This is a genomic window from Pseudomonas putida S13.1.2 (genome assembly GCF_000498395.2).
In the GTDB taxonomy this organism is placed as follows: domain Bacteria; phylum Pseudomonadota; class Gammaproteobacteria; order Pseudomonadales; family Pseudomonadaceae; genus Aquipseudomonas; species Aquipseudomonas putida_Q.
On record NZ_CP010979.1, the window covers coordinates 552,901 to 577,554 of the forward strand.

At 63.2% G+C, this 24,654-nt stretch carries 18 protein-coding genes; 6 read left to right on the forward strand and 12 right to left on the reverse strand.

What is annotated here, in order from left to right; all coding sequences use genetic code 11:
• Positions 1 to 10: 10 nt before the first annotated feature.
• Genes N805_RS02280 through N805_RS02290 form a run of 3 tightly spaced genes read right to left on the reverse strand, consistent with a single transcriptional unit; the run spans position 11 to position 3,010 of the window.
• On the reverse strand, positions 11 to 943 hold the full coding sequence (locus tag N805_RS02280) for a 2-hydroxyacid dehydrogenase (RefSeq protein ID WP_019473647.1): 933 nt from the start codon (positions 941 to 943) through the stop codon (positions 11 to 13).
• Position 944: 1 nt separating this feature from the next.
• On the reverse strand, positions 945 to 1,700 hold the full coding sequence (locus tag N805_RS02285) for a class II aldolase/adducin family protein (RefSeq protein ID WP_019473646.1): 756 nt from the start codon (positions 1,698 to 1,700) through the stop codon (positions 945 to 947).
• Positions 1,700 to 3,010: an MFS transporter gene (locus tag N805_RS02290; protein WP_019473645.1), complete on the reverse strand. Its 1,311-nt coding sequence runs from the start codon at positions 3,008 to 3,010 to the stop codon at positions 1,700 to 1,702. The genes N805_RS02285 and N805_RS02290 overlap by 1 nt, the downstream gene beginning before the upstream one ends.
• Before the next feature lie 155 nt (positions 3,011 to 3,165).
• On the opposite strand from N805_RS02290, the gene N805_RS02295 reads away from it, so the two are divergent.
• The gene (locus N805_RS02295; protein ID WP_019473644.1) at positions 3,166 to 4,143 is read left to right on the forward strand and encodes a LysR family transcriptional regulator; all 978 of its coding nucleotides are present in this window, start codon (positions 3,166 to 3,168) and stop codon (positions 4,141 to 4,143) included.
• A gap of 19 nt (positions 4,144 to 4,162) precedes the next feature.
• Here the strand turns inward: N805_RS02295 and N805_RS02300 are convergent, their stop codons facing one another.
• Both N805_RS02300 and N805_RS02305 read right to left on the reverse strand, forming a co-directional pair.
• A complete protein-coding gene (locus tag N805_RS02300) occupies positions 4,163 to 4,678 on the reverse strand; it encodes a DUF4880 domain-containing protein (RefSeq protein ID WP_019473643.1) in 516 nt (171 codons plus the stop codon).
• Positions 4,679 to 5,112: 434 nt separating this feature from the next.
• Complete coding sequence (locus tag N805_RS02305) at positions 5,113 to 5,424, reverse strand: DUF6124 family protein (RefSeq protein WP_019473641.1); 312 nt, start codon at positions 5,422 to 5,424, stop codon at positions 5,113 to 5,115.
• 88 nt (positions 5,425 to 5,512) lie between these two features.
• On the opposite strand from N805_RS02305, the gene N805_RS02310 reads away from it, so the two are divergent.
• Complete coding sequence (locus N805_RS02310; RefSeq protein WP_033692800.1) at positions 5,513 to 6,220, forward strand: LexA family transcriptional regulator; 708 nt, start codon at positions 5,513 to 5,515, stop codon at positions 6,218 to 6,220.
• A gap of 1,278 nt (positions 6,221 to 7,498) precedes the next feature.
• Here N805_RS02310 and N805_RS02315 read toward each other — a convergent pair.
• From N805_RS02315 to N805_RS02330, 4 genes are read right to left on the reverse strand one after another with little or no spacing between them, the layout of a single operon-like run.
• Complete coding sequence (locus N805_RS02315; RefSeq protein WP_019470119.1) at positions 7,499 to 9,451, reverse strand: acetyl/propionyl/methylcrotonyl-CoA carboxylase subunit alpha; 1,953 nt, start codon at positions 9,449 to 9,451, stop codon at positions 7,499 to 7,501.
• Positions 9,448 to 10,263, reverse strand: a complete 816-nt coding sequence (locus N805_RS02320) for a gamma-carboxygeranoyl-CoA hydratase (protein WP_019470120.1) — start codon at positions 10,261 to 10,263, stop codon at positions 9,448 to 9,450. The genes N805_RS02315 and N805_RS02320 overlap by 4 nt, the downstream gene beginning before the upstream one ends.
• Before the next feature lie 3 nt (positions 10,264 to 10,266).
• Positions 10,267 to 11,874 (reverse strand): carboxyl transferase domain-containing protein, encoded by a 1,608-nt coding sequence (locus N805_RS02325; protein WP_016498805.1) that lies wholly within the window; start codon positions 11,872 to 11,874, stop codon positions 10,267 to 10,269.
• Between the two features lie 19 nt (positions 11,875 to 11,893).
• A complete protein-coding gene (locus N805_RS02330; protein ID WP_019470121.1) occupies positions 11,894 to 13,057 on the reverse strand; it encodes an isovaleryl-CoA dehydrogenase in 1,164 nt (387 codons plus the stop codon).
• A gap of 321 nt (positions 13,058 to 13,378) precedes the next feature.
• On the opposite strand from N805_RS02330, the gene N805_RS02335 reads away from it, so the two are divergent.
• The gene (locus N805_RS02335; protein ID WP_019470122.1) at positions 13,379 to 15,061 is read left to right on the forward strand and encodes an AMP-binding protein; all 1,683 of its coding nucleotides are present in this window, start codon (positions 13,379 to 13,381) and stop codon (positions 15,059 to 15,061) included.
• 116 nt (positions 15,062 to 15,177) lie between these two features.
• On the opposite strand, the gene N805_RS02340 is transcribed toward N805_RS02335, so the two are convergent.
• The 3 genes from N805_RS02340 to N805_RS30660 all read right to left on the reverse strand — a co-directional run bounded on the left by N805_RS02340 (position 15,178) and on the right by N805_RS30660 (position 16,771).
• Entirely contained in the window at positions 15,178 to 15,414 is a 237-nt protein-coding gene (locus N805_RS02340; RefSeq protein WP_155412660.1) for a hypothetical protein, read from the reverse strand.
• A 106-nt stretch (positions 15,415 to 15,520) separates the two neighbouring features.
• A complete protein-coding gene (locus tag N805_RS29545; protein WP_080956770.1) occupies positions 15,521 to 16,486 on the reverse strand; it encodes an RHS repeat-associated core domain-containing protein in 966 nt (321 codons plus the stop codon).
• Between the two features lie 123 nt (positions 16,487 to 16,609).
• Positions 16,610 to 16,771 (reverse strand): hypothetical protein, encoded by a 162-nt coding sequence (locus tag N805_RS30660; protein WP_012273262.1) that lies wholly within the window; start codon positions 16,769 to 16,771, stop codon positions 16,610 to 16,612.
• Between the two features lie 140 nt (positions 16,772 to 16,911).
• Here N805_RS30660 and N805_RS02350 point away from each other — a divergent pair, with 140 nt between their 5' ends.
• From N805_RS02350 to glgB, 3 genes are all read left to right on the forward strand, one after another.
• Positions 16,912 to 18,930, forward strand: coding sequence for an alpha-1,4-glucan--maltose-1-phosphate maltosyltransferase (locus N805_RS02350; protein ID WP_019470125.1), 2,019 nt, complete (start codon positions 16,912 to 16,914; stop codon positions 18,928 to 18,930).
• Between the two features lie 156 nt (positions 18,931 to 19,086).
• Positions 19,087 to 22,404 (forward strand): maltose alpha-D-glucosyltransferase, encoded by a 3,318-nt coding sequence (treS, locus tag N805_RS02355; RefSeq protein WP_019470126.1) that lies wholly within the window; start codon positions 19,087 to 19,089, stop codon positions 22,402 to 22,404.
• Positions 22,405 to 24,615: a 1,4-alpha-glucan branching protein GlgB gene (gene glgB / locus N805_RS02360; RefSeq protein ID WP_019470127.1), complete on the forward strand. Its 2,211-nt coding sequence runs from the start codon at positions 22,405 to 22,407 to the stop codon at positions 24,613 to 24,615.
• The last annotated feature ends 39 nt before the right edge of the window (positions 24,616 to 24,654 follow it).

Genomic DNA, 24,654 nt, shown 5'->3' on the forward strand with positions numbered 1-24,654 from the left:
ACGCGTGCGGTCAATAACCCAGTTCGGGGTCGACCAGATTGTTCAGTTCCAGCCCGGCACTCAGGCGCGACACGTTGTCGGCCACTTGCCGGGCGATGCACAGGTCGGACGCGGCCGACGCCATGTGCGGTGTCACCCACACGCCGGGCGTGTGCCACAGCGGCGAATCGGCGGGCAATGGCTCCTGTTCGAACACATCGAGCAAGGCGCCGCGCAACTGCCCGCTGGCCAGCGCCTGGCGCAGGTCGTCCGGGTTAAGGTGCTGGCCACGGCCACAGTTGATCAGGGCGCTGCCTTCGGCCATGTGCTGGAAAACGGCATGGTTCAGCAGGCCATGCGTGCTGGTGGTGAGGGGCAGCAGGTTGACCAGCACGTCCAGCCCGGCGAGGAACCCTTGCAGCGAAGCCGCGCCTTCGAAGGTGGTTACGCCATCGATCTGGCGCGGGGTGCGGGCCCAGCCGCGCACGTCATAACCCGCCGCCGCCAGCCGCTGCGCCACCGGTGCGCCAATCGCGCCCAGGCCCATCACACCCACCCGAAAAGCCCCGGCCTTGCGCTGCACCGGGCGCTGCCAGTGCTGGCTGGCATTGCCGGCGATCACCCGGTCGAAGCCCCGGTGAAAGTGCAGCACGCCCCAATGCACGTACTCGCTCATGCCCTGGGTGTGATCAGGGTCGACCACCCGGCACACGGGCAGCGACGCATCGCGTGAGCTGTCCTGGGCGAGGTGATCGATCCCCGAGCCGATCGAGTGCACCAGGCGCAGGTTCGGCAAGCGGCCAAGGCTACCTTCGGGCGGGAACCAGCACACGGCCACTTCGGCATGCCTTGCGCCGGCATCTTCCGGGCGCAACACGTTCAGCTGCGGAGCGTGCTCGGCGAACAGCGCGGCCAGCCAGTCAGTCAGCGCCGGGTTCTGGCAAAGCAATACGAGGCTGGCCATGTCAGCAGCACCACTCGCTGCGCTGCGCGTCGATCAGGCTGAGCGCGGCCTGCCAAGCCATGTCGATGATGCCGTCGATGCCATCGCGCCCGAACTGTGCGGCGGTGTGCCGGCACACTTCCTCACTGGGGATGTTCAACGCTACGCCGGCAGACATCGCCTGTATTTGAGCCTGGCAGGCGCGCTCCAGGAAATAGATCTCGTGGAACGCTGCCGCCACGCTGTTGCCTGCGGCCAGCAGCCCATGGTTGCGCAGGATCATCGCCTTGTGCGTACCAAGGTCGGCGACCAGCCGTTCGCGCTCCTCCAGTGACAGCGCGATGCCTTCGTAGGTGTGATACGCCAGGTTGCCGTAAAACTTCAACGCGTGCTGGGTCAGCGGCAGCAGGCCGTCACGTTGTGCTGCCACCGCCATGCCCGCTGCCGTGTGAGTGTGGATGATGCAGTGCAGGTCCGGGCGCGCCTCGTGGATCGCCGAGTGGATGACGAAGCCGGCCGCATTGACCTTGCCGCCGCTGAAATGGCTGTCGACCACGTTGCCGTCCAGGTCGATCAGCACCAGGTCGCTGGCGCGCATCTTCTCGAACGCCACGCCGTAGCGGTTGATCAGAAAGTGCCGGTCGGGGCCCGGTACACGCAGGGTGATGTGCGTATCGATCAGGTCGGTCATGCGGTAGTAGGCGATCAGGCGGTACAGCGCAGCCAGCTCGCAGCGCGATTGCCATTCGGTTTCTGACATGTTGTAAGGCTTGCTCATCAGGCGATTCCTTGCGAAGTGGAGAGGGCGGCCGGCCTGGCGCTGGCGTTGCGCAGGTGCGAGAGCCCCAGCACGCCGGCCAGCGACATCAAGGCCAGCACGCTGAAGAACAGTGCCAGCGGCACCCATTGCCCGGCGAACTGGCCGGCAACGAAGGTACCCAGCATCGGCGTAAGGCCACCGGTCAGGCCGCTGCCCAGCTGGTAGGCGATCGAAATGCCCGAGTAACGCACCCGGGCCGGGAAGGCTTCGGCCATGTAGCCGGCAATCACGGCATACAGCGCCGAGAGCATGACCACGGCCAGGGCGATGCCAGCGGTCATGTAGATCACATTGCCGGTTTGTACCAGCAGGAACATGGGGTACGGCACCACCATGCACAGCGCAGCTACCCATGTCAGGAAACGCCCTTCGCCCAGGCGCTCGGCGAGCATGGCCGAACAGGGTTGCGAGAGAAACTGCAGGATGGTGACCACGAACAGGCAATCCAGGATGGTGGTCTTGGCGATGCCCTGATACTGGGTAACGTAAGTGATCATGAAAGTGTTGGTGAAGAAGAACCCGCCGGAGCCGATGGTCACCGCCAGGGCTGCAAAGACGATGTTGCGCCAGTGGTTACGCAGCACTTCGCGCACCGGGTTGTCGCTGGTCTGGTCGCTGTCCTTGACCTCGGCAAACTCTGGCGACTCCGGCACGCCGAAGCGGATCAGCAGGCCAACGATCATCAGCAGCCCGCTCATCAGGAACGGAATGCGCCAGCCCCAGCTCATCAGGTCCTCCGTCTCCATTGCCGTGATGAAGCGGAAGGCGATCAGCGCCAGCAGCAGGCCCGCCGGGCTGCCCCACTGGGCGAACGAGGCGAAGAACACCTTGCGGCCCTTGGGCGCATGCTCGCTGGCCATCAGCACCGCGCCGCCCCATTCGCCACCGACTGAAATACCCTGCAGCAGGCGCAGGAAGATCAGGCCGATGGGGGCCCAGATACCGGCCTGTGCGTAGGTCGGCAGCAGGCCGATGCAAGTGGTGGCCACGCCCATCAGCACAATCGTGACCAGCAGCATTTTCTTGCGCCCCAGGCGGTCGCCCAGGTGGCCGAACACCATGCCAGCGAACGGCCGGGCGATAAAGCCCACGGCAAAGCTGCCGAACGCGGCCATGGTGCTGAGCATCGGGTTTTCGCTGGGGAAGAACAGCTGCCCGAGCACCAGGGCTGCGGCGAAGGCGTAGATGTAGAAATCATAGAATTCGATGGTGGTGCCAATAAAGGCAGCCGCCGCGGCACGACGCGGGGTGGGGGTATTGCTCTTCATCTGAGGCTCCTGGGCGTCATTGTTATAGGCAGGAGAAGGAGAGCCCTGCACGGGCAGGACAAAGGCACTCTGGTGGTGCGTTGCTAGATGTTGAGCCAAGTCCTATGCTAGGAAAAGCTTCTAATTTAAATACTCAAGTATAAGATCAACAAATAATGACCCCGACGACAACGACCCTGGCAAGAGACCCCGAAGCCAAGCGTTTCCTCAACGACCGCCTCGACTGGAACCTGTTGCGGACCTTTCTGGTAATCGGCCAGGAGGGCAGCATCAGCCGGGCTGCGGCACGTCTGCACCTGAGCCAGCCGGCCGTCAGCCAGGCGCTGCGGCGTCTGGAGGAGCAACTGGACAGTGCCCTGGTGGTACGTCGCGGGCCACGCATCAACCTGTCAAAGGCGGGGGAGGAAGTGATGCAGATCGCTGCCGAGCTGTATGGCACGGTTTCGCGCCTGGGGCCTGCGCTGGACAGCCCGGCCGAGACAGTGACGGGCAAGATCCGCCTGCTGAGCATCAGCCGCATCCAGTCCCGCGCCTACGATGACTTTCTTGCGCAATTTCACAGTGACTACCCCCAGGTGGAGCTGGAGATCGATGTGCTGCGCAGTTCGGATGTGGCCAGTGGCTTGTTGCAGAAGACCGCCTCGTTCGGCCTGAGCCTGTGCCGCACGCCCCAGCCCCGCCTGGAGCAACGGGTGCTGCTTGAACAGCGCTACGCGTTTTTTTGCGGCAAGCGCCATCGCTTGTTTGGTCGCAAGAACCTTACTGTTGCGGATCTGCAGGGCGAGAACTTCGTGAGCTTCACCAGTGACCAGATGGGCGGCAACCTGTCACCGTTGACAGTGTTTCGCGATCAGCAGGGGTTTACCGGGCGTATTGTGGCATCGTCACCGAGCCTGGATGAGATCCTGCGGCTGGTGGGGGCGGGCTATGGCATCGGCTGCCTGCCGGAGCATATCGTCGCGGCGGATGTACAGGCCAATGAGCTGTGGCGTCTGCCGCCGTGGGAAGGGGTGATCGATGTGAACGTGTATCTGCTGTGGAACCGCGAACAGAAGTTTACCCAAGCCGAGTCGATCTTTCTGGAGCGGTTCCAGCAGATGCTCATGACCACAGACCCGGCGGAGCGCTTTTGACCGGCTTGCCAGTGCGTGATCAGGCCCAGAGACCAAACACTACCAACGCCGCCACGCCAAGCCCGACCGCAATCGAGCACCCACCCAGCGACAGCGCCGCCCGGCCTTGCCGGTACCAGCCGTCATGGCCCAGTTGCCGTGCCGGCGCCAACAGGCTGCGCCAGCGCAGTTCCGTTTCGTGAAACGCGTGCAGGTTTGCCGTATCCGCATCCAGCCAGCGACGAAAGTCGATCCGTTCGCAAGCTGTCACCTGGGGGCTTTGCAAGCGCACATACCATTGCCCGGCCACACTCGACAGTACATCACGACGCGAGCGACCGGCCTGCAGCGCCTGGTCCATGTTCCGCTCGATGCTCGCCAGGGGCAGGTCGAGGCGGGCGGCGATGGTGGCGAAGTCCAGTTGGTCGAGGCGGTTGAGCAGGAATACTTGCTGCACGCGCCGGGGCAGCCGCTTCAGAGCATGCAGCAGGGCGTGGTCGGCATCGTGTTCGGCAACAGGCGTTGGGTGTTCAAGCGGCAGTAGCAGACGGGTCATGAACAGCTCCTTGCTTGAAGGGGGAGGGGTGGGGGGCATCTTCCTTGATGCGAGACCAGCGTAGGCGAAACGAGATTGATTCTCAAGTGCTGATTCCGCAAAGTTTTGTAATGAGCGTTCACGCCCTGAAACACCTTTGCTATCATGCGCGCCATCACGATCTTCATTAGCCTGAAGAGCCAAAAAAAGACCCGGCAAAAAGCCGGGTCAAAAACCGTGATTAGCCTGATGAGGAGATAATCTGAGAGCGACCTAAGCTCCAGGTTATCCAGCAGATCTCGCGATCAGCTGAGTGCAATAATAATCGTTATCATTTGCCAGTCAAATGAATTTTCGCTAATTCGGTAAAAAAGTTTTACCGATGCGCTTCCTTGTCCCGGCAATCGGGGCTTCTGCCGTTCCCGGCCATCACGTTTTCTCCCTTCTTTTGTTACTCAGAAATCCGGATCTGCGGCACGCTTGTGCTCGAGCAGGGCGCGGGCCATGTCCATCATGTGCATCAACGCGTAGGTCAGCTCGCGCTGGCTGCCGTGCTGGTGGCTGGCGGTTTCCTGCGCCGTGGCGGCGGCGCAGCGCAGCAGGGCGATGGCGTGTTCCTGGGCCTGGTCGCCCGTGACGCTGTCGTGCAGGGTCCAGATCTTGTTGTCCAGGGTAGGGCGCTGTGGCTTGGGGTTGAGGTAATAGTCGAGGGCGCGGCGGGCGGCTTCGCTATCGAGATCTGTTTCGTCGTTTTTCGGTGGTTTCATCCTGATACCTGCTAGAGCCAGTAGGGGAAGGGGTCCGACCGATAATAATACCTAGGGTATTTTCATGCCCTTTGATAAATAATACTGAATGTTTATTGAGCGGTTAAAGGCAGTCCGTATCGTGCCAGCGATGAATATGGATAAATGGATTGCCCTCGTCCGTGACCGGATGGAGGAGCTTGGGCTCACTCAAGAGCAGCTTGCCGAGCGCGTTGGCGTGTCTCAAGGCAGCGTAGGGCACTGGGTGAACAAGCGGCGTCAGCCGAAGATAGAGTCGATGAACCGCACGTTCGTCGAGATTGGCATGCCTCACTACAACGTCAGCCTGCAGCTGCGCATTCAGGGGCAGGTTGGCGAGGAGCGTGGCGTTTATCAGATGGATGACGCCGATGACGATCTCGACCTCATGCAATACATCGTGTGTTTCCGCTACCCAGTGTTGGCCTGGAGCGAGCTAGGTGTTGAAGAGCGTGAGGAGCCGGGTGTGTTCGAGCAGACGGACTACCTGGCCCAGGGCAAGGCTTTCTGGCTGACGGTTGAAAATGACGCGATGAGCGCTGTCAGTGGTCGCAGTGTGCCACAGGGCATGCGGATGCTGGTCGACCCGGGTGTGGAGGCTGAGGCTGGGCGGTTGGTCATCGCTCGTCAGCCGGGCAAACCGGCGATTTTCCGCGAGCTGGCCGAGGAAGGTGGGCAGCGTTATTTGAAGGCACTGAACGGCAACTACCCGGCGCTATTATGCGAAGAAGGTTGCGAGATCCTGGGAGTAGTCGTGCGGGTGCATGGGGCCTTCTAGATTGCCGGGGCTGCTGTGCAGCCCATCGCCGGCAAGCCGGGCTCCCACAAGTACGGTGCCGACCTCAAGCATTGCGCTGGCCCTGTGGGAGCGGGTTCACCCGCGAAGAATCCAACGCGGTGTATGGCACCGGCTTTGCCGGTGTTCGCGGCTAAAGCCGCTCCCACAGGTACAGCGTTGCGCTGAAGTTGGCGCATCACTTGTGGGAGCGGGCGCGCCCGCGAATGCCCCAGCCCGGTAAATGGCACCGGTGCATGGGGGCCTTCTGGATTGCCGGGGCTGCTGTGCAGCCCATCGCCGGCAAGCCGGGCTCCCACAAGTACGGTGCCGACCTCAAGCATTGCGCTGGCCCTGTGGGAGCGGGTTCACCCGCGAAGAATCCAACGCGGTGTATGGCACCGGCTTTGCCGGTGTTCGCGGCTAAAGCCGCTCCCACAGGTACAGCGTTGCGCTGAAGTTGGCGCATCACTTGTGGGAGCGGGCGCGCCCGCGAATGCCCCAGCCCGGTAAATGGCACCGGTGCATGGGGGCCTTCTGGATTGCCGGGGCTGCTGTGCAGCCCATCGCCGGCAAGCCGGGCTCCCACAAGTACGGTGCCGACCTCCAGCTTTGCGCTGGCCCTGTGGGAGCGGGTTCACCCGCGAAGAATCCAACGCGGTGTATGGCACCGGCTTTGCCGGTGTTCGCGGCTAAAGCCGCTCCCACAGGTACAGCGTTGCGCTGAAGTTGGCGCATCACTTGTGGGAGCGGGCGCGCCCGCGAATGCCCCAGCCCGGTAAATGGCACCGGTGCATGGGGGCCTTCTGGATTGCCGGGGCTGCTGTGCAGCCCATCGCCGGCAAGCCGGGCTCCCACAAGTACGGTGCCGACCTCAAGCATTGCGCTGGCCCTGTGGGAGCGGGTTCACCCGCGAAGAATCCAACGCGGTGTATGGCACCGGCTTTGCCGGTGTTCGCGGCTAAAGCCGCTCCCACAGGTACAGCGTTGCGCTCAAGTTGGCGCATCACTTGTGGGAGCGGGCGCGCCCGCGAATGCCCCAGCCCGGTAAATGGCACCGGTGCATGAGGGCCTTCTGGATTGCCGGGGCTGCTGTGCAGCCCATCGCCGGCAAGCCGGGCTCCCACAAGTACGGTGCCGACCTCAAGCTTTGCGCTGGCCCTGTGGGAGCGGGTTCACCCGCGAAGAATCCAACGCGGTGTATGGCACCGGCTTTGCCGGTGTTCGCGGGCATGCCCGCTCCCACAGTGATCGCTGAGCAAGGCAGTTGCCCCGCTTTCCTCATTCAGCCAGTTCGACCAACACAGTCCCTTCGCTGACCATATCGCCTTCCTGGCAGAACAACGCCTTCACGGTCCCACCCTGCGGCGCACGAATGCTGTGTTCCATCTTCATGGCCTCAAGCACCACCAGTGCAGTACCGGCTTCAACCACCTGCCCCGGCTCTACCAGCACCCGCACAATGCTGCCGTTCATGGGCGCGCCCAGGCCGCCTTGATGGCCATGGCTGGCCTCGGCTTCGGCAATCGGGTCGAAGGCCTGAATGGCGTGCATCTCGCCATCCCAGTGCAGGTACAGGGTGCCACCGCGGCGGATTGCCAAATGCTGGCGGCGCACACCTGACTGATCGTGCACCAGTTGCTCACCCGCTAGCTGCCAGGTGGACGCAGCGCTGCGCTCCAGGGCAACCGCCTGGTCCTGCCCGGCGCTTACCAGATGCAGGCTGCTGCGTGCCGGCAGGCCCAAGCGCAGGCCGTTGCGTGCACCCCACGGTGAACTGCGGTCGTCATCGCGCTGATGCCCGGGCTGGCCCTGCTGCCAGGCTTCGGCTGCCGCTTCCCAGAAGCCCGCCGGCAGCGCATGGGGCGCCGGTAGCAACACATCCTGGTGGCGCGGAATGAAGCCGGTGTCCAGCTCTGCCGCCGCAAACGCCGGGTGGGCGAGAATGCGGCGCAGGAAGGCAATGTTGGTCTTTACTCCGCCAATGGCGAACTCGTCGAGCATGGCCAGCAAGCGCAGGCGTGCCTGTTCGCGGTTTTCACCCCAGGCAATCAGCTTGCCCAGCATCGGGTCGTAGAACGGCGACACCACGTCGCCTTCGCTGACCCCGCTGTCCACCCGCCGGCCTTCGCCTGGCGCCGACTCACGGTACAGCGCCAGCGTGCCGGTGGCAGGCAAAAACTCGTTGGCCGGGTCTTCGGCATACAGCCGCACTTCGATGGCATGGCCAATCAGCGGCACCTGTTCCTGGGTGATCGGCAGTTGCTCGCCGCAGGCCACGCGAATCTGCCAGGCCACCAGGTCCAGGCCGGTGATGGCCTCGGTGACCGGGTGTTCCACTTGCAGGCGGGTGTTCATCTCCATGAAGAAGAACTCGCCACGGGCATCGAGCAGGAACTCCACGGTGCCGGCACCCACATAGCCGATCGCTTGGGCCGCACGCACCGCCGCTTCGCCCATGGCCCGGCGCAGTTCGGGCGACAGGCCGGGGGCAGGGGCTTCTTCGACCACTTTCTGGTGGCGGCGCTGAATCGAGCAGTCGCGCTCGTTGAGGTACAGGCAGTTGCCGCGCTGGTCGGCAAACACTTGAATTTCGACGTGACGCGGCTTGAGCACATACTTTTCCACCAGCATGCGCGCATCGCCGAACGACGACTGCGCTTCACGCTGGGCCGAGGCCAGGGCGTCGGCCAGCTGGCTTTCTTCCTCGACCACTTTCATGCCCTTGCCGCCGCCGCCAGCGCTGGCCTTGAGCAGCACCGGGTAGCCGATGCGCTCGGCGGCGGCGCGGAAGGTGTCCAGGTCCTGGGCTTCGCCGTGATAGCCCGGCACCAGCGGCACGCCAGCGGCGTCCATCAGCGCCTTGGCCGCCGACTTGCTGCCCATGGCGTCGATGGCGCTGGCCGGTGGGCCGAGGAAGATCAACCCGGCCTGCTCGATCGCACGGGCGAAACCTGCGTTCTCGGACAGAAAACCATAGCCCGGGTGAATAGCCTGGGCACCGCTGGCCTTGGCAGCGGCCAGCAGCTTGTCGACCAGCAGGTAGCTTTCGGCGGCCTTGGTGCCGCCCAGGTCAACGCGGATATCCGCTTCGCGGCTGTGCCGGGCGTCGCGGTCGGTTGCGCTGTGCACGGCGACAGTGGTCAGGCCCATGGCCTTGGCGGTGCGCATTATCCGGCAGGCGATTTCGCCACGGTTGGCGACCAGCAGGGTGGTCAAAGCGGGGCGGCTCATGGGCGCGGTTCCTTCTTGTCTTCGGTTTGCCAGGCGGGGCGGCGTTTTTCCAGGAAGGCGCGCAGGCCCTCCTGGCCTTCGGCGCTGACGCGGATGCGGGCAATGGTGTTCTCGCAGTAGCGCCGCAGCGCCGGGCTGAGTTCGCCGTCGTCCACTTCGCGCAGCAAGTCCTTGGTGGCGCGCAACGCTTGCGGGCTGTTCTGCAGCAGGTTGTTCACCCACGCTTCCACTTGGGCGTCCAGCTCACTGGCCGGGTACACCTCTGCCAGCAGCCCCAGCTCGCGGGCCCGTATGCCGCTGAAACGCTCGGCAGTGAGGGCATAGCGGCGCGCGGCACGTTCGCCAATGGCTTTGACCACAAACGGGCTGATGACCGCCGGGGCCAGACCAATCCGTACTTCCGACAGGCAGAGCTGAGCGTCTTCGGTGCCGATGGCCATGTCGCAGCAGCTGATCAGGCCCAGTGCGCCGCCAAAGGCTGCACCTTGTACCACGGCCAGGGTAGGCGCCTTGAGGCGGTGCAGGGCGTACATCAGTTCGCCCAGTTCGTGGGCGTCATCCAGGTTGGTGTTGAAGTCCAGCTGCGCCGACTGCTGCATCCAGGCCAGGTCGGCACCGGCGCTGAAGTGCCGGCCACGGCCGCGCAGCAGCACAAAGCGCAGGCTGGCGTCTTCGGCCAGGCGGTCGATGGCCACGATCAGCTCGCGGATCATCTGCGCGTTGAAGGCGTTGTTCTTGTCCTCGCGGCTCAGCCACAGGGTGGCGAAGCCGCGTGGGTCGCGGATCACTTCAAGGGTGCTGAAATCGCTCATGGGTCACATCCGGAAAATGCCGAAGCGGCTCTGTTCGATCGGTGCGTTCAGCGCGGCAGACAACGCCAGGCCAAGTACATCGCGGGTTTGTGCCGGGTCGATGACGCCGTCGTCCCACAGGCGGGCGCTGGAATAGTAGGGGTGGCCCTGGTGCTCGTACTGGTCGAGGATCGGTTGCTTGAGCCGGGCCTCGTCCTCGGCGCTGAAGGGCTGGCCGCTGCGCTCGCTTTGCTCGCGCTTGACCTGCGCCAGCACGCCAGCGGCCTGTTCGGCGCCCATCACGCCAATGCGTGCGTTGGGCCACATCCACAAAAAGCGCGGGTCGTAGGCACGGCCGCACATGCCGTAGTTGCCGGCACCAAAGCTGCCACCGATGATCACCGTGAACTTTGGCACCTGGGCGCAGGCCACGGCGGTGACCAGCTTGGCGCCGTGCTTGGCAATGCCGCCTTCTTCGTACTTCTTGCCCACCATGAAGCCGGTGATGTTCTGCAGGAACAGCAGCGGGATACCCCGCTGGCAGGCCAGCTCGATGAAGTGCGCGCCTTTTTGCGCGGCTTCGGCAAAGAGGATGCCGTTGTTGGCCAAGATCGCCACCGGGTAGCCATGCAGGTGGGCGAAGCCGCACACCAGGGTGGTGCCGAACAGGGCCTTGAATTCATCGAACACCGAGCCATCGACCAGCCGCGCAATGACCTCGCGCACGTCGAACGGTTGCTTGGCATCCGCCGGTACCACGCCATACAACTCGTCGGCGGCATACAGTGGCGCCACCGGGGCCAGGCGCTGCAGCTTGCCCAGCTTGTGCCAGTTGAGGTTGGCCACACTGCGCCGGGCGATGGCCAGGGCGTGCTCGTCATTGTCGGCATAATGGTCCGCTACGCCGCTGGTGCGGCAATGCACATCGGCGCCACCCAGGTCTTCGGCGCTGACCACTTCACCTGTGGCGGCTTTTACCAGCGGAGGGCCGGCGAGGAAGATGGTCGCCTGCTGGCGCACCATGATCGCTTCGTCGGCCATGGCCGGTACGTAGGCGCCGCCAGCCGTACACGAGCCCATCACCACGGCAATCTGCGGGATGCCCTGCGCGCTCATGTTGGCCTGGTTGAAAAAGATCCGCCCGAAATGCTCGCGGTCAGGGAACACTTCGTCCTGGCGCGGCAGGTTGGCGCCGCCCGAATCCACCAGGTAGATGCACGGCAGGCGGTTCTGCTGGGCGATGGTTTGCGCACGCAGGTGCTTCTTGACCGTCAGTGGGTAGTACGAACCGCCTTTGACCGTGGCGTCGTTGGCCACGATCATGCATTCCACGCCTTCGACGCGGCCGATGCCGGCGATCACGCCAGCGGCGGGCACGTCTTCGCCGTAGACCTCATGGGCAGCCAGCTGGCCGATTTCGAGGAATGGCGAGCCCGGGTCCAGCAGGCGGTCGATGCGCTCGCGCGGCAGCAGCTTGCCACGCGAGGTGTGCCGTTCCTGGGCTTTGGGCCCGCCGCCCTGGGCCACCTGGGCGAGCAGGCCACGCAGGGCCTGGACCTGTTCGAGCATGGCCGCGCTGTTGCCGGCGAACTCCGCCGAACGCGGGTTGATCTGGGTGTGCAAGGTAGCCATGTGCGCCCGTCCTTTATGCTCAGCGGGTTTCGTTGAACAGCTCGCGGCCAATCAGCATCCGGCGGATTTCGCTGGTGCCGGCACCGATTTCGTACAGCTTGGCATCGCGCAGCAGGCGGCCCGCCGGGAATTCGTTGATGTAGCCGTTGCCACCGAGAATCTGGATCGCCTCCAGGGCCATTTGCGTGGCGCGTTCGGCGGTGTACAGGATGACCCCGGCAGCATCCTTGCGCGTGGTCTCGCCACGGTCGCAGGCCTGGGCCACGGCGTACAGGTAGGCGCGGCTGGCGTTCAGTTGGGTGTACATGTCGGCGATCTTGCCCTGGATCAGCTGGAACTCACCGATGCTCTGGCCGAACTGCTTGCGGTCATGAATGTACGGCACCACCAGGTCCATGCAGCTTTGCATGATGCCGGTCGGGCCACCGGACAGCACCACGCGCTCGTAGTCCAGGCCGCTCATCAGCACGCGCACGCCGCCGTTGAGCTGGCCGAGTATGTTTTCTGCCGGTACTTCCACGTCGTCGAAGAACAGCTCGCAGGTGTTGGACCCGCGCATGCCCAGCTTGTCGAACTTGTTGCTGCGGCTGAAACCTTTCCAGTCACGCTCAACGATGAACGCGGTAATGCCGTGCGCACCCTTGTCCAGGTCGGTCTTGGCGTAGATCACGTAGGTGTTGGCGTCGGGGCCGTTGGTGATCCAGGTCTTGCTACCGTTCAGCACGTAGTGGTCGCCGCGCTGTTCGGCGCGCAGTTTCATCGATACCACGTCGGAGCCGGCGTTGGGCTCGCTCATGGCCAGCGCGCCGATATGCTCGCCGCTGATCAGCTTGGGCAGGTACTTGAGCTTCTGTTCATGGGTGCCGTTGCGGTTGATCTGGTTGACGCACAGGTTGGAGTGCGCGCCATAGGACAGTGCCACCGAGGCCGACCCGCGGCTGATTTCTTCCATCGACACCACGTGGGCCAGGTAGCCCAGGCCGGCGCCGCCGTATTCTTCCGACACTGTGATGCCCAGCAGGCCCATGTCGCCGAACTTGCGCCACATGTCGGCGGGGAACAGGTTGTCGTGGTCGATTTGCGCGGCGCGGGGTGCCAGCTCGGCGGCCACGAACGTGCGCACCTGGTCGCGGAGCATGTCGATGGTTTCGCCCAAGGCGAAGTTCAGGGAGGGGTAATGCATGCTAGGGCACCTTCTTGTTCTTGAAATGGGGTTGCACCGTGGCTCAAGGGCTTTGCGCCGACCCTGTGGGAGCGGGTTTACCCGCGAATGCGTCAGCAGGGTCACCGTCATTGCCTGACTGATCGCATTCGCGGGTGAACCCGCTCCCACAGGGTCGGTGCCGTGCCGATGAACCCGGTATCGTTCATCACCTTTACGTTAACGTAAACCTGCATGGGGTCACTGTCAATCCACTCATCACCTTTACGTAAACGTAAATCTGCGCCAGAGTATTCCCGCTTGCTTCAGTCGTGCCCAGAACAACCACAAGAAGGGACACCCATGAGTCAACCGAGCTATACCCGCGGTCGCCAGGACCAACCCTTGCTGACCCAGACCATCGGCCAGGCCTTCGATGCCACGGTGGCCCGCTGTGCCGATGGCGAGGCGCTGGTGTCGCGCCATCAGGGCCTGCGCTACAGTTGGCGGCAGTTGGCCGAACAGGTCGAAGTGCATGCCCGCGCGCTTATGGCCCTGGGCGTGAACACCGGCGACCGTGTCGGCATCTGGTCGCCCAACTGCGCCCAGTGGTGCATTTTGCAGCTGGCCAGTGCCAAGGTCGGCGCCATCCTGGTCAACATCAACCCGGCCTATCGCGTGGGTGAGCTGGAATACGTGTTGCGCCAGTCCGGCTGCCGCTGGCTGGTGTGTGCCGATGCCTTCAAGACGTCTGACTACCACGCCATGGTCCAGGAACTGGTGCCAGAATTGGCCTGCGCCACGCCGGGTGAACTGGCCAGTGAACGCCTGCCGGACTTGCGCGGCGTGATCAGCCTGGCCGCCAACCCGCCTGCCGGCTTCCTGCCCTGGCACGCATTGGCCGAGCGGGCAGGGCAGACCTCGACCGATGCCTGCACTGCCCGCCAGCAAAGCCTGCAATTCGACCAGCCGGTGAACATCCAGTACACCTCCGGCACCACCGGGGCGCCCAAGGGGGCCACGCTCAGCCACTACAACATTCTCAATAATGGCTTCATGGTCGGCGAGAGCCTGGGCCTGACCGCACATGACCGCATGGTGATCCCGGTGCCGCTGTACCACTGTTTCGGCATGGTCATGGCCAACCTCGGCTGCATCACCCATGGCAGCACCATGATCTACCCCAACGACGCCTTCGACGCCGAGCTCACCCTGCGCGCCGTGGCCGAGGAGCGTGCCAGCATCCTGTACGGCGTGCCGACCATGTTCATTGCAATGCTCGACCACCCGGCCCGCCAAGGTATGGACCTGTCGACCCTGCGCAGCGGCATCATGGCCGGTGCCACCTGCCCGATCGAGGTGATGCGCCGGGTCATCGACCAGATGCACATGGCTGAAGTGCAGATCGCCTACGGCATGACCGAAACCAGCCCGGTATCGCTGCAGACTGGCCCGGACGACGACCTGGAGCTGCGCGTCACCACCGTTGGCCGCACCCAGCCGCAGCTGGAAAACAAACTGGTGGACGCCGACGGCTGCATCGTCGCGCGCGGTCAGATTGGCGAGTTGTGCACCCGCGGCTACAGCGTGATGCTGGGTTACTGGGACAACCCCCAAGCCACGGCAGATGCCATCGACCCGGCCGGGTGGATGCATTCGGGCGACCTGGCGGTGATGGACGAGCACGGCCACGTGCGCATCGTCGGGCGCAACAAGGACATGATCATTCGCGGTGGCGAGAACATTTACCCACGTGAGCTGGAGGAGTTCTTCTATACCCACCCGGCGGTGGCCGATGCGCAGGTGATCGGCATTCCGTGCAGCCGTTACGGCGAAGAGATTGTGGCCTGGATCAAGCTGCACCCAGGGCACAGCGCCACGGTCGAGGAACTGCAGGGCTGGTGCAAGGCACGTATTGCGCACTTCAAGGTGCCGCGGCATATCCGCTTTGTTGACGAATACCCTATGACAGTGACGGGTAAGGTACAGAAGTACCGTATGCGGGAGATCAGTGTGGCGGAGATCTCGGCGGTATCTGCGGGTTGATGTGTTGGGTCAACCGGCCCTTTCGCGGGTAAACCCGCTCCTACAGGGCCCGTGCCGACCTATGATACGGCGCGGTACCTGTGGGAGCGGGCAAGCCCGCGAAAGGGCCGAAATGGTCAACGCTGATTCAACGCCTTGTAGAGTTCGCCGGCAACCTCGGCAATGTTTAGGTAATCACGCCGCAAACGAACGCTATATCGGGCTTCCAGCTGCATCAACGCAAATTCGCATTTGTCGCAGTCCAGGTGTGCCAGCAAGGTACCTGGCCCTGCATCGACCACCCCTGCATCCTGAAGCATGTCGATCACTTGTCGCTCATATTCCTCACGCTGTCGACGGGTTGCGGTATCCACGATGAAGGAGGCTCCTGGCTTGATATCGAGAGCCTCAATCTTCAGCACAACCCATCGGCACCGCTACTGGCAAAAATATCAGGTGGCGTGGTCTACCCTTAAGCCTTTACCGCCTTATTCTTGCGGAATGATTGCTAGGTGCGGAAACATTGTCCATCTCGGGACGAGTTTCTGGGTAATACGTCACCGGGCCAGCGTCCAGATACTTTTCAGCGGTCAGTACCATGTGCATAACAGGACGAGACTCAAGCGCGCCCTTTTTCAGATTGAGACGCTCCGTGAAAGCAATGACGGTTTTTCCCGTAATATTGGCGAATTGTTGAGCAAACGAGATTTCGGGGAAACCGGGGCCGTTAGTGCTAGCACTGGCACCTCCGTAGCAATTGGCCAAAAGAATGGGGCCATCCAGGAATTCGATGTTACGTTGATAGAGACGCTTTGCAAGTTTGTGCGGATTTAGGCCTCCAAGCCGCTGACCGTTTCCATGTCCCCATATCCACGTCATGTTGTTTTTAGTGCTTTTTTCGGTCTGACCGGAAAAGACAATCACGTCACTGAAAGGCGTTGCTGGAGCTTTGCCAAAAGTGACAAAGTTTGAAGTTGCTTCAAGTTTGTGTGGGATGAATTTTCCAATGCCGCGCCCGGACGGATCTTCGAAGTTCACCGGATTTCCCGATACGAACGCATAGGAATTGATTCCTCCAAAATCGAATGGGCTGAATCGGTCAGCACTGTTAAACCTCATCAGCGCGGGGTTGTAGGTACGATGTCCGTTGCCAAGCTGATATGAGGCTGTTCCTGCGTCGTATCGCTCTCCTTTGAAAGCCACCGGCAATTCGTTCTTGGGCGCGGTGTATCCATAGGCAGTAAATTGCAACGGCCCGGTGCGGGCTGGGCCTGAATACCAGGCAGCTGTGCGCTGAGAGTCAATTGCGACTAGCGCTAGGCCCTCCCTATCAAGATCAGCAGTCTTAAAGGCTAATGCGTTTCGCTGGTGTTGCATCACGCTGACTTTACGCAATGCGCTTATCGACGTTACACAAGACCAGCCCTGATAAAAGTACCAGTTCATCACGTTCCCGACCCTTATGAGGAAGGTGGCGGTTCACAGCAGCGGGTTTGGGGCTACATGACGATGGTAGCCCCGGCATACTGACAATGCGACTGACAAAAATATCAGGTCTGTGGTCTACCCTTAAGCCTTCACCGGTGGCTCCTGGCTCGGCGGGTCGCCCACCGTTGGCGGCATGGTTGGCTTGATCGGCAGCTCGTCCGGCTCTTCTTCCGGCACGGGCGGCGGCAAGCTGGGGTCGTCGATGTTGGGATCGGGGGTTTCCGGTGGAATGGGAATGTTCATGGCCTGACCTCGCGTGGGTGGAATGAAGAGGTGCTGCAGGCTCTGACCGCTGGCAGCTGCCGTTCGCTCAATTTTTTTGAACCCCGCGCCTGTACCCGGCTCTGAACCCTTACCGCCACCAGCCTGAGGGAGCAAGGTCGATGTCACGTAACGAGCCCTTTGAAAGTGTGCCCATGGCGAATGATCACCCCGAGCAGGCCATCAGCCTGTCCCAGGCGCTGCTGGCGCCGCGTATCGTGATCGAAGACACCGAACCCGTGCTCGAAGCCGGCACCTTTGCCGCCAAGGCCATAAGCGGCCAGCCGGTGGCGGTCAGCAGCAAGGTCTACAGCGATGGCCACGACCGCCTGGCGGTGATGCTCAACTGGCGCCAGGCGCACAGCCGGCGCTGGCATTGCGTGCCGATGCAATCGGCGGGCAACGACCTGTGGCTGGCCGAGTTCACCCCCACCGAACTTGGCCCGCACCTGTTCAGCATCGAGGCCTGGGTCGACCCGTTCGCCACCTATAGCCATGATTTGGAGAAAAAGTACAACGCCGGTGTCGAGGTGAAACTGGAACTGGAAGAGGGCCGCTTGATGCTGGGCAAAGGCATCGAGCTGTGCAGCGGTGCCGTGCGCGATGAGCTCGAAGCGCTGCAGCAGCGCCTGGCGGAACTGGATACCGACGGGCAGGTGGCACTGTTGCTGGGCCCGGACGTTGCGCACCTGATGAGCGAAGCGGGGCACCGCAGTTACCTGGCCCGCAGCCGCGAGTTCCCCGTCGATGTCGACCGCCCGGCCGCGCAGTTCGCCAGTTGGTACGAGCTGTTCCCGCGCTCGATCACCGACGACCCACAGCGCCACGGCACCTTCAACGATGTGCACCAACGCCTGCCGATGATCCGTGACATGGGCTTCGATGTGCTGTACTTCCCGCCCATCCACCCCATCGGCACGCAGCACCGCAAGGGCCGCAACAACGCCCTCAAGGCCGAGCCCGGCGACCCTGGCAGCCCCTATGCCATCGGCAGTGCCGAAGGCGGCCATGACGCCATCCATCCGCAGCTGGGCACGCGGGAAGACTTCCGTCGGCTGGTTGCCGCCGCCGCCGAGCATGGCCTGGAAATCGCCCTGGATTTCGCTATCCAGTGCTCGCAGGACCACCCTTGGCTCAAAGAGCACCCCGGCTGGTTCAGCTGGCGCCCGGACGGCACCATTCGCTACGCCGAGAACCCGCCGAAAAAGTACCAGGACATTGTCAACGTCGATTTCTACGCCCCGGATGCCGTCCCGTCGCTGTGGCTGGCGCTGCGCGACGTGGTGGTCGGCTGGGTAGAGGAGGGCGTGAAAACCTTCCGCGTCGACAACCCGCACACCAAACCACTGCCGTTCTGGCAATGGCTGATTGCCAATGTGCGCAGCCAGCACCCCGACGTCATCTTCCTTGCCGAAGCGTTCACCCGGCCGGCGATGATGGCGCGTCTGGGCAAGGTTGGCTACGCGCAAAGCTATACCTACTTCACCTGGCGCAACCAGAAGCAGGAACTGCGCGAGTATTTCGAGCAGCTTAACCAGCCGCCGTGGAGCCAGTGCTACCGGCCCAACTTCTTTGTCAACACGCCGGATATCAACCCGTTCTTCCTGCACACTTCCGGTCGTGCCGGGTTCCTCATTCGCGCCGCGCTGGCCACCATGGGCTCCGGCCTGTGGGGCATGTACTCCGGCTTCGAGCTGTGCGAAAGCGCGCCGCTGCCGGGCAAGGAGGAATACCTGGATTCGGAGAAATACCAGATTCGCCCGCGCGATTTCACCCAGCCCGGCAACATCATTGCCGAGATCGCCCAGCTCAACCGCATTCGCCGGCAGAACCGCGCCTTGCAAACGCACCTGGGCGTGGCGTTTTTCAACTGCTGGAACGACAACATCCTGTACTTCGCCAAGCGCACGCCCGAGCGTGACAATTTCATCCTGGTGGCGATCAGCCTGGACCCGCACAACGCCCAGGAGGCGCATTTCGAGCTGCCGCTGTGGGAGCTGGGGCTGGACGACGACGCCGACACTCAAGGCGAAGACTTGATGAACGGCCACCGCTGGACCTGGCATGGCAAGACCCAATGGATGCGTATTGAGCCCTGGCATCAGCCATTCGGAATCTGGCGCATCGAAAAAGCCCGTTAACAAGGCTCAGACTGGGCCCCCTGTAGGAGCGGGTTTACCCGCGAACACCGGCGAAGCCGGTGCCATGCACCGCGGCGTCATCTTCGCGGGTAAACCCGCTCCCACAGGGATCGAGCCAGCTCGGATGTCTGTGCATGCAATTGAAAGGAGTCACCCATGGCCAAGCGTTCACGCCCGGCAGCCTTCATCGATGACCCGCTGTGGTACAAGGACGCCGTCATCTACCAGTTGCACATCAAGTCGTTCTTCGACGCGAACAACGACGGCATCGGTGATTTCGCCGGCCTGATCAGCAAGCTGGACTACATTGCCGAACTGGGCGTCAACACCCTGTGGCTGCTGCCTTTCTACCCTTCGCCACGGCGCGACGACGGCTATGACATTGCCGAATACAAGGCCGTGCACCCCGACTATGGCAGCATGGCCGATGCCCGCCGCTTCATCAGCGAGGCACACAAGCGTGGCTTGCGGGTGATCACCGAACTGGTGATCAACCACACCAGCGATCAGCACCCGTGGTTCCAGCGTGCGCGCCACGCCAAGCGCGGCAGCAAGACGCGCGACTTCTATGTGTGGTCGGACGACGACCAGAAATACGACGGCACGCGGATCATCTTCCTCGACACCGAAAAGTCCAACTGGACCTGGGACCCGGTCGCCGGCCAGTATTTCTGGCACCGCTTCTACTCGCACCAGCCAGACCTCAACTTCGACAATCCGCTGGTGCTCAAGGCGGTGATCGGGGTGATGCGCTTCTGGCTGGATCTGGGTGTCGATGGCCTGCGCCTGGACGCGATCCCTTACCTGATCGAGCGTGACGGCACCAACAACGAGAACCTCGCCGAAACCCACGATGTGCTCAAGGCCATCCGCGCTGAAATCGACGCCAACTACCCCGACCGCATGTTGCTGGCCGAGGCCAACCAGTGGCCCGAAGACACCCGCCCGTACTTCGGCGAAGGTGATGGCGACGAGTGCCACATGGCCTTCCACTTTCCGTTGATGCCGCGCATGTACATGGCCCTGGCCATGGAGGACCGCTTCCCGATCACCGACATCCTGCGCCAGACGCCGGAAATTCCGGCCAACTGCCAATGGGCAATCTTTCTGCGCAACCACGATGAGCTGACCCTGGAAATGGTCACCGACCGCGAGCGCGACTACCTGTGGAACTACTACGCCGAAGACCGCCGTGCGCGCATCAACCTGGGCATTCGGCGGCGCCTGGCACCGCTGCTGCAGCGTGACCGCCGGCGCATAGAGCTGCTGACCAGCCTGCTGCTGTCGATGCCGGGCACGCCAACCCTGTACTACGGTGACGAGCTGGGCATGGGCGACAACATCTATCTGGGCGACCGGGATGGTGTGCGTACTCCCATGCAATGGTCGCCCGACCGCAACGGCGGTTTTTCCCGCGCCGACCCTCAGCGCCTGGTGCTGCCGCCGATCATGGACCCGCTATACGGCTACCAGACCGTCAACGTAGAAGCGCAGAGCCACGACCCGCACTCATTGCTGAACTGGACCCGGCGTATGCTGGCCGTGCGCAAGCAGCAGAAGGCCTTTGGCCGCGGCAGCCTGCGAACCCTTACGCCCAGCAACCGGCGCATCCTCGCGTACATCCGCGAGTACACCGATGCCGATGGCAACACCGAGGTCATCCTGTGCGTGGCCAACGTATCCCGCGCCGCCCAGGCTGCCGAACTGGAATTGTCACAATACGCCGACAAAGTACCGGTGGAGATGCTCGGCGGCAGCGCCTTCCCGCCCATCGGGCAACTGCCGTTCCTGCTGACCCTGCCACCCTATGCCTTTTACTGGTTCCTGCTGGCCTCCCACGACCGCATGCCCAGCTGGCACATCCAGGCCACCGAGGGGTTACCCGAATTGACTACACTGGTATTGCGCAAGCGCATGGAAGAACTGCTGGAAGCACCCGCCCGCGACACCCTGCAAACCACCATCCTGCCGCAGTACCTGCCCAAGCGGCGCTGGTTCGCCGGCAAGGAAGGGCCTATAGACGAGGTGCGCCTGCGCTACGGCGTGCGCTTCGCTACCGCCACCACGCCCGTGCTGCTCAGCGAAATCGAAGTGCTCAGCGGGGGTGTGGCCAACCACTACCAGCTACCGTTTGGCCTGCTGCCCGAAGACCAGATCAACACAGCGCTGCCGCAGCAGCTGGCCTTGTCGCGGGTGCGCCGTGCCCATCAGGTAGGCCTGATTACCGATGCCTTCGTGCTCGAACCGTTTATCCGCGCGGTACTGCACGGCTGCCAGAATGGCCTGCGCCTGCCCTGTGGCAGTGGCGCTGGCGAGCTGCGTTTCGAGTGCACCGGCCTGCTGGCGGCCCTTGGGTTGAACGATGAAAGCGCAGTGCGCTACCTCAGTGCCGAGCAGTCCAACAGCTCGGTGGTGATCGGCGACAGCGTGGTGCTCAAGCTGATCCGCCGGGTCAACCCGGGCATTCATCCAGAACTGGAAATGAGTGCCTACCTGACCGCCGCCGGCTTTGCCAATATTTCGCCATTGCTGGCCTGGGTCAGTCGGGTGGACGAGCAGAATGCCCCCCACCTGCTGATGATCGCCCAGGGCTACCTGAGCAACCAGGGCGATGCCTGGGCCTGGACCCAGAACACCCTGGAGCGGGCCATCCGCGACCAGATGGCGCCGGCTGGCGGCGATGCCGAGGTACACACCGATGCCTTGGAGGAGCTCACCGGCTTTGCCGCCTTGCTCGGCCAACGCCTGGGCGAGATGCACCTGCTGCTGGCCGCGCCGACCGACGATCAGGCCTTCCGCCCACGCCCCAGCGATGCTGACGACAGCCAGCGCTGGGGTACGCAGATCAGCGCCGAACTGAACCACGCCCTTGACCTGCTGGCCCAGCACCGTGACGCCCTCGACCCCGACAGCCAGGCCCTGGTCGACGACCTGCAACAGCAGCGCGATGGCCTGGCCCAGCACATCGCCAACCTGGCGGAGCAGGCCGAGGGTGGCCTGCTGATGCGGGTGCACGGCGACCTGCACCTGGGCCAGGTGCTGGTAGTGCAGGGCGATGCCTACCTGATCGATTTCGAGGGCGAACCATCCCGTCCACTGCAAGAGCGCCGGGCAAAACACAGCCCGTACAAGGATGTCAGCGGCGTGTTGCGCTCCTTCGACTATGCTGCTGCGATGATCCTGCGCAGCGCGTCTGCGGTCGACCTTTCCGGCCCGGCGCAGCAGGCTCGTCAGCGGGTCGCCCGGCAGTACCTGCATCAGTCGCGCCACGCCTTTGTCGAAGCCTATGGCCTGGCCACCGCCGCCATGCCCCATGCCTGGAAAATGGCCGAGGGCGAGCGCGCCGCACTGGAACTGTTCTGCCTGGAAAAAGCCGCCTACGAGATCACATATGAAGCCGAAAACCGTCCGAGCTGGCTGGCCGTGCCTTTGCATGGCTTGCATGGACTGATCAGTACCTGGGGAGAGTCATAGATGAATGCAACCACGCGTGAAAACGGCGGCCTTCGGCAACGGGACCTGGACGCCCTGGCCCGCGCCGAACACGCCGATCCTTTTGCAGTACTTGGCCCCCATGGCGACGGCAAGGGCGGTGTGTTTATCCGCGCCTTTCTGCCCAATGCGCTGAATGCACGGGTGCTGGCGCGCGATGATGGGCGCGTGCTGGCCGAAATGGTGCAAGGTGCAGTGCCGGGGTTGTTCACCGCGCACCTTGATGATGCACAAGCCTATCTGCTGCAAATCGGCTGGGCCGGTGGCGAGCAAGTCACCGAAGACCCTTACAGCTTTGGCCCGCAACTGGGCGACATGGACTTGCACCTGTTCGCCGAAGGCAACCACCGCGACTTGTCCGGGCGCTTCGGGGCCCAGCCGATCCAGGTGGATGGCATCGACGGCGTGTGTTTCTCGGTATGGGCGCCGAATGCCCGGCGGGTATCGGTGGTGGGTGATTTCAACAACTGGGACGGCCGCCGCCACCCCATGCGCCTGCGCCACGGCGCCGGGGTGTGGGAGCTGTTCGTGCCGCGCCTGGGCGTGGGCGAAACCTACAAGTTCGAGGTGCTGGGCAAGGACGGGATACTGCCACTCAAGGCAGACCCGCTGGCCCGCGCTACCGAATTGCCGCCGAGCACCGCGTCCAAGGTGGCCGGTGAGCTCAGCCATGCGTGGCAGGACCACGACTGGATGGCACAGCGGGCCCAGCGCCATGCCTACAATGCGCCCTTGTCGATCTACGAACTGCACCCAGGGTCATGGCGCTGCGAACTGGACGAGGCAGGTGAAGTCGGCCGCTACTACAACTGGCGCGAACTGGCCGAGCGGCTGGTGCCCTATGTGCAGGAGCTGGGCTTTACCCATATCGAATTGCTGCCGATCATGGAGCACCCGTTCGGCGGCTCCTGGGGCTACCAGCCACTGTCGATGTTCGCGCCCACCTCGCGTTACGGCACTGCCGAGGACTTTGCCGCGTTCATCGATGCCTGCCACCAAGGCGGCATTGGCGTGCTGCTGGATTGGGTGCCGGCGCATTTCCCCACTGACGAACACGGCCTGGCGCGTTTCGACGGCACCGCGCTGTACGAATACGACAACCCCCTGGAGGGCTACCACCAGGACTGGAACACGCTGATCTACAACCTTGGCCGCAACGAAGTGCGCGGCTTCATGATGGCCTCGGCGCTGCACTGGCTGAAGCACTTCCACATCGACGGCCTGCGCGTGGATGCGGTGGCCTCGATGCTGTACCGCGACTATTCGCGCAAGGCCGGCGAATGGGTGCCCAACCGCTACGGCGGGCGCGAGAACCTGGAGGCTATCGACTTCATTCGCCACCTCAACGGCGTGGCTGCCGTCGAGGCCCCCGGTGCATTGATCATCGCCGAGGAGTCCACCGCCTGGCCCGGCGTCAGCCAGCCGACCCAGCAGGGCGGCCTGGGCTTTGCCTACAAGTGGAACATGGGCTGGATGCACGACACCCTGCATTACATCCAGAACGACCCGGTGCACCGCACCCACCACCACAACGAGATGAGCTTCGGGCTGATCTACGCCTATTCCGAGCATTTCATCCTGCCCATCTCCCATGACGAAGTGGTGCATGGCAAACACTCGCTGATCGACAAGATGCCCGGCGACCGCTGGCAGAAGTTTGCCAACCTGCGCGCCTACCTCACCTTCATGTGGGCGCACCCTGGCAAGAAGTTGCTGTTCATGGGCTGCGAGTTCGGCCAGTGGCGTGAGTGGGACCATGACAGCGAATTGGACTGGTACCTGTTGCAGTACCCCGAGCACCAAGGCGTGCAGCGCCTGGTGGGCGACCTCAACCGTCTGTACCGCGAAGAGCCGGCGCTGCACGAGCAGGATTGCCAGCCGCAGGGCTTCCAGTGGCTGATTGGCGACGACGCGCAGAACAGCGTGTACGCCTGGCTGCGCTGGAGCAGCAGCGGCGAGCCGGTGCTGGTGGTAGCCAACTTCACCCCGGTACCGCGTGAGGGCTACCGTATTGGCGTGCCGTTTGGCGAGCGCTGGCAAGAGCTGCTGAACAGCGATGCCGAGCTGTACGCTGGGTCCAACGTGGGCAACCTGGGGGCAGTGGCCAGTGAGGCAGTGGCCAGCCATGGGCAGCCATTGTCGCTGGCGCTAAATTTGCCGCCGCTTGGCGTTTTGATAATGAAACCGGCCTGACGTTTTGCCTGCACTGGCCTCTTCGCGGGCATGCCCGCT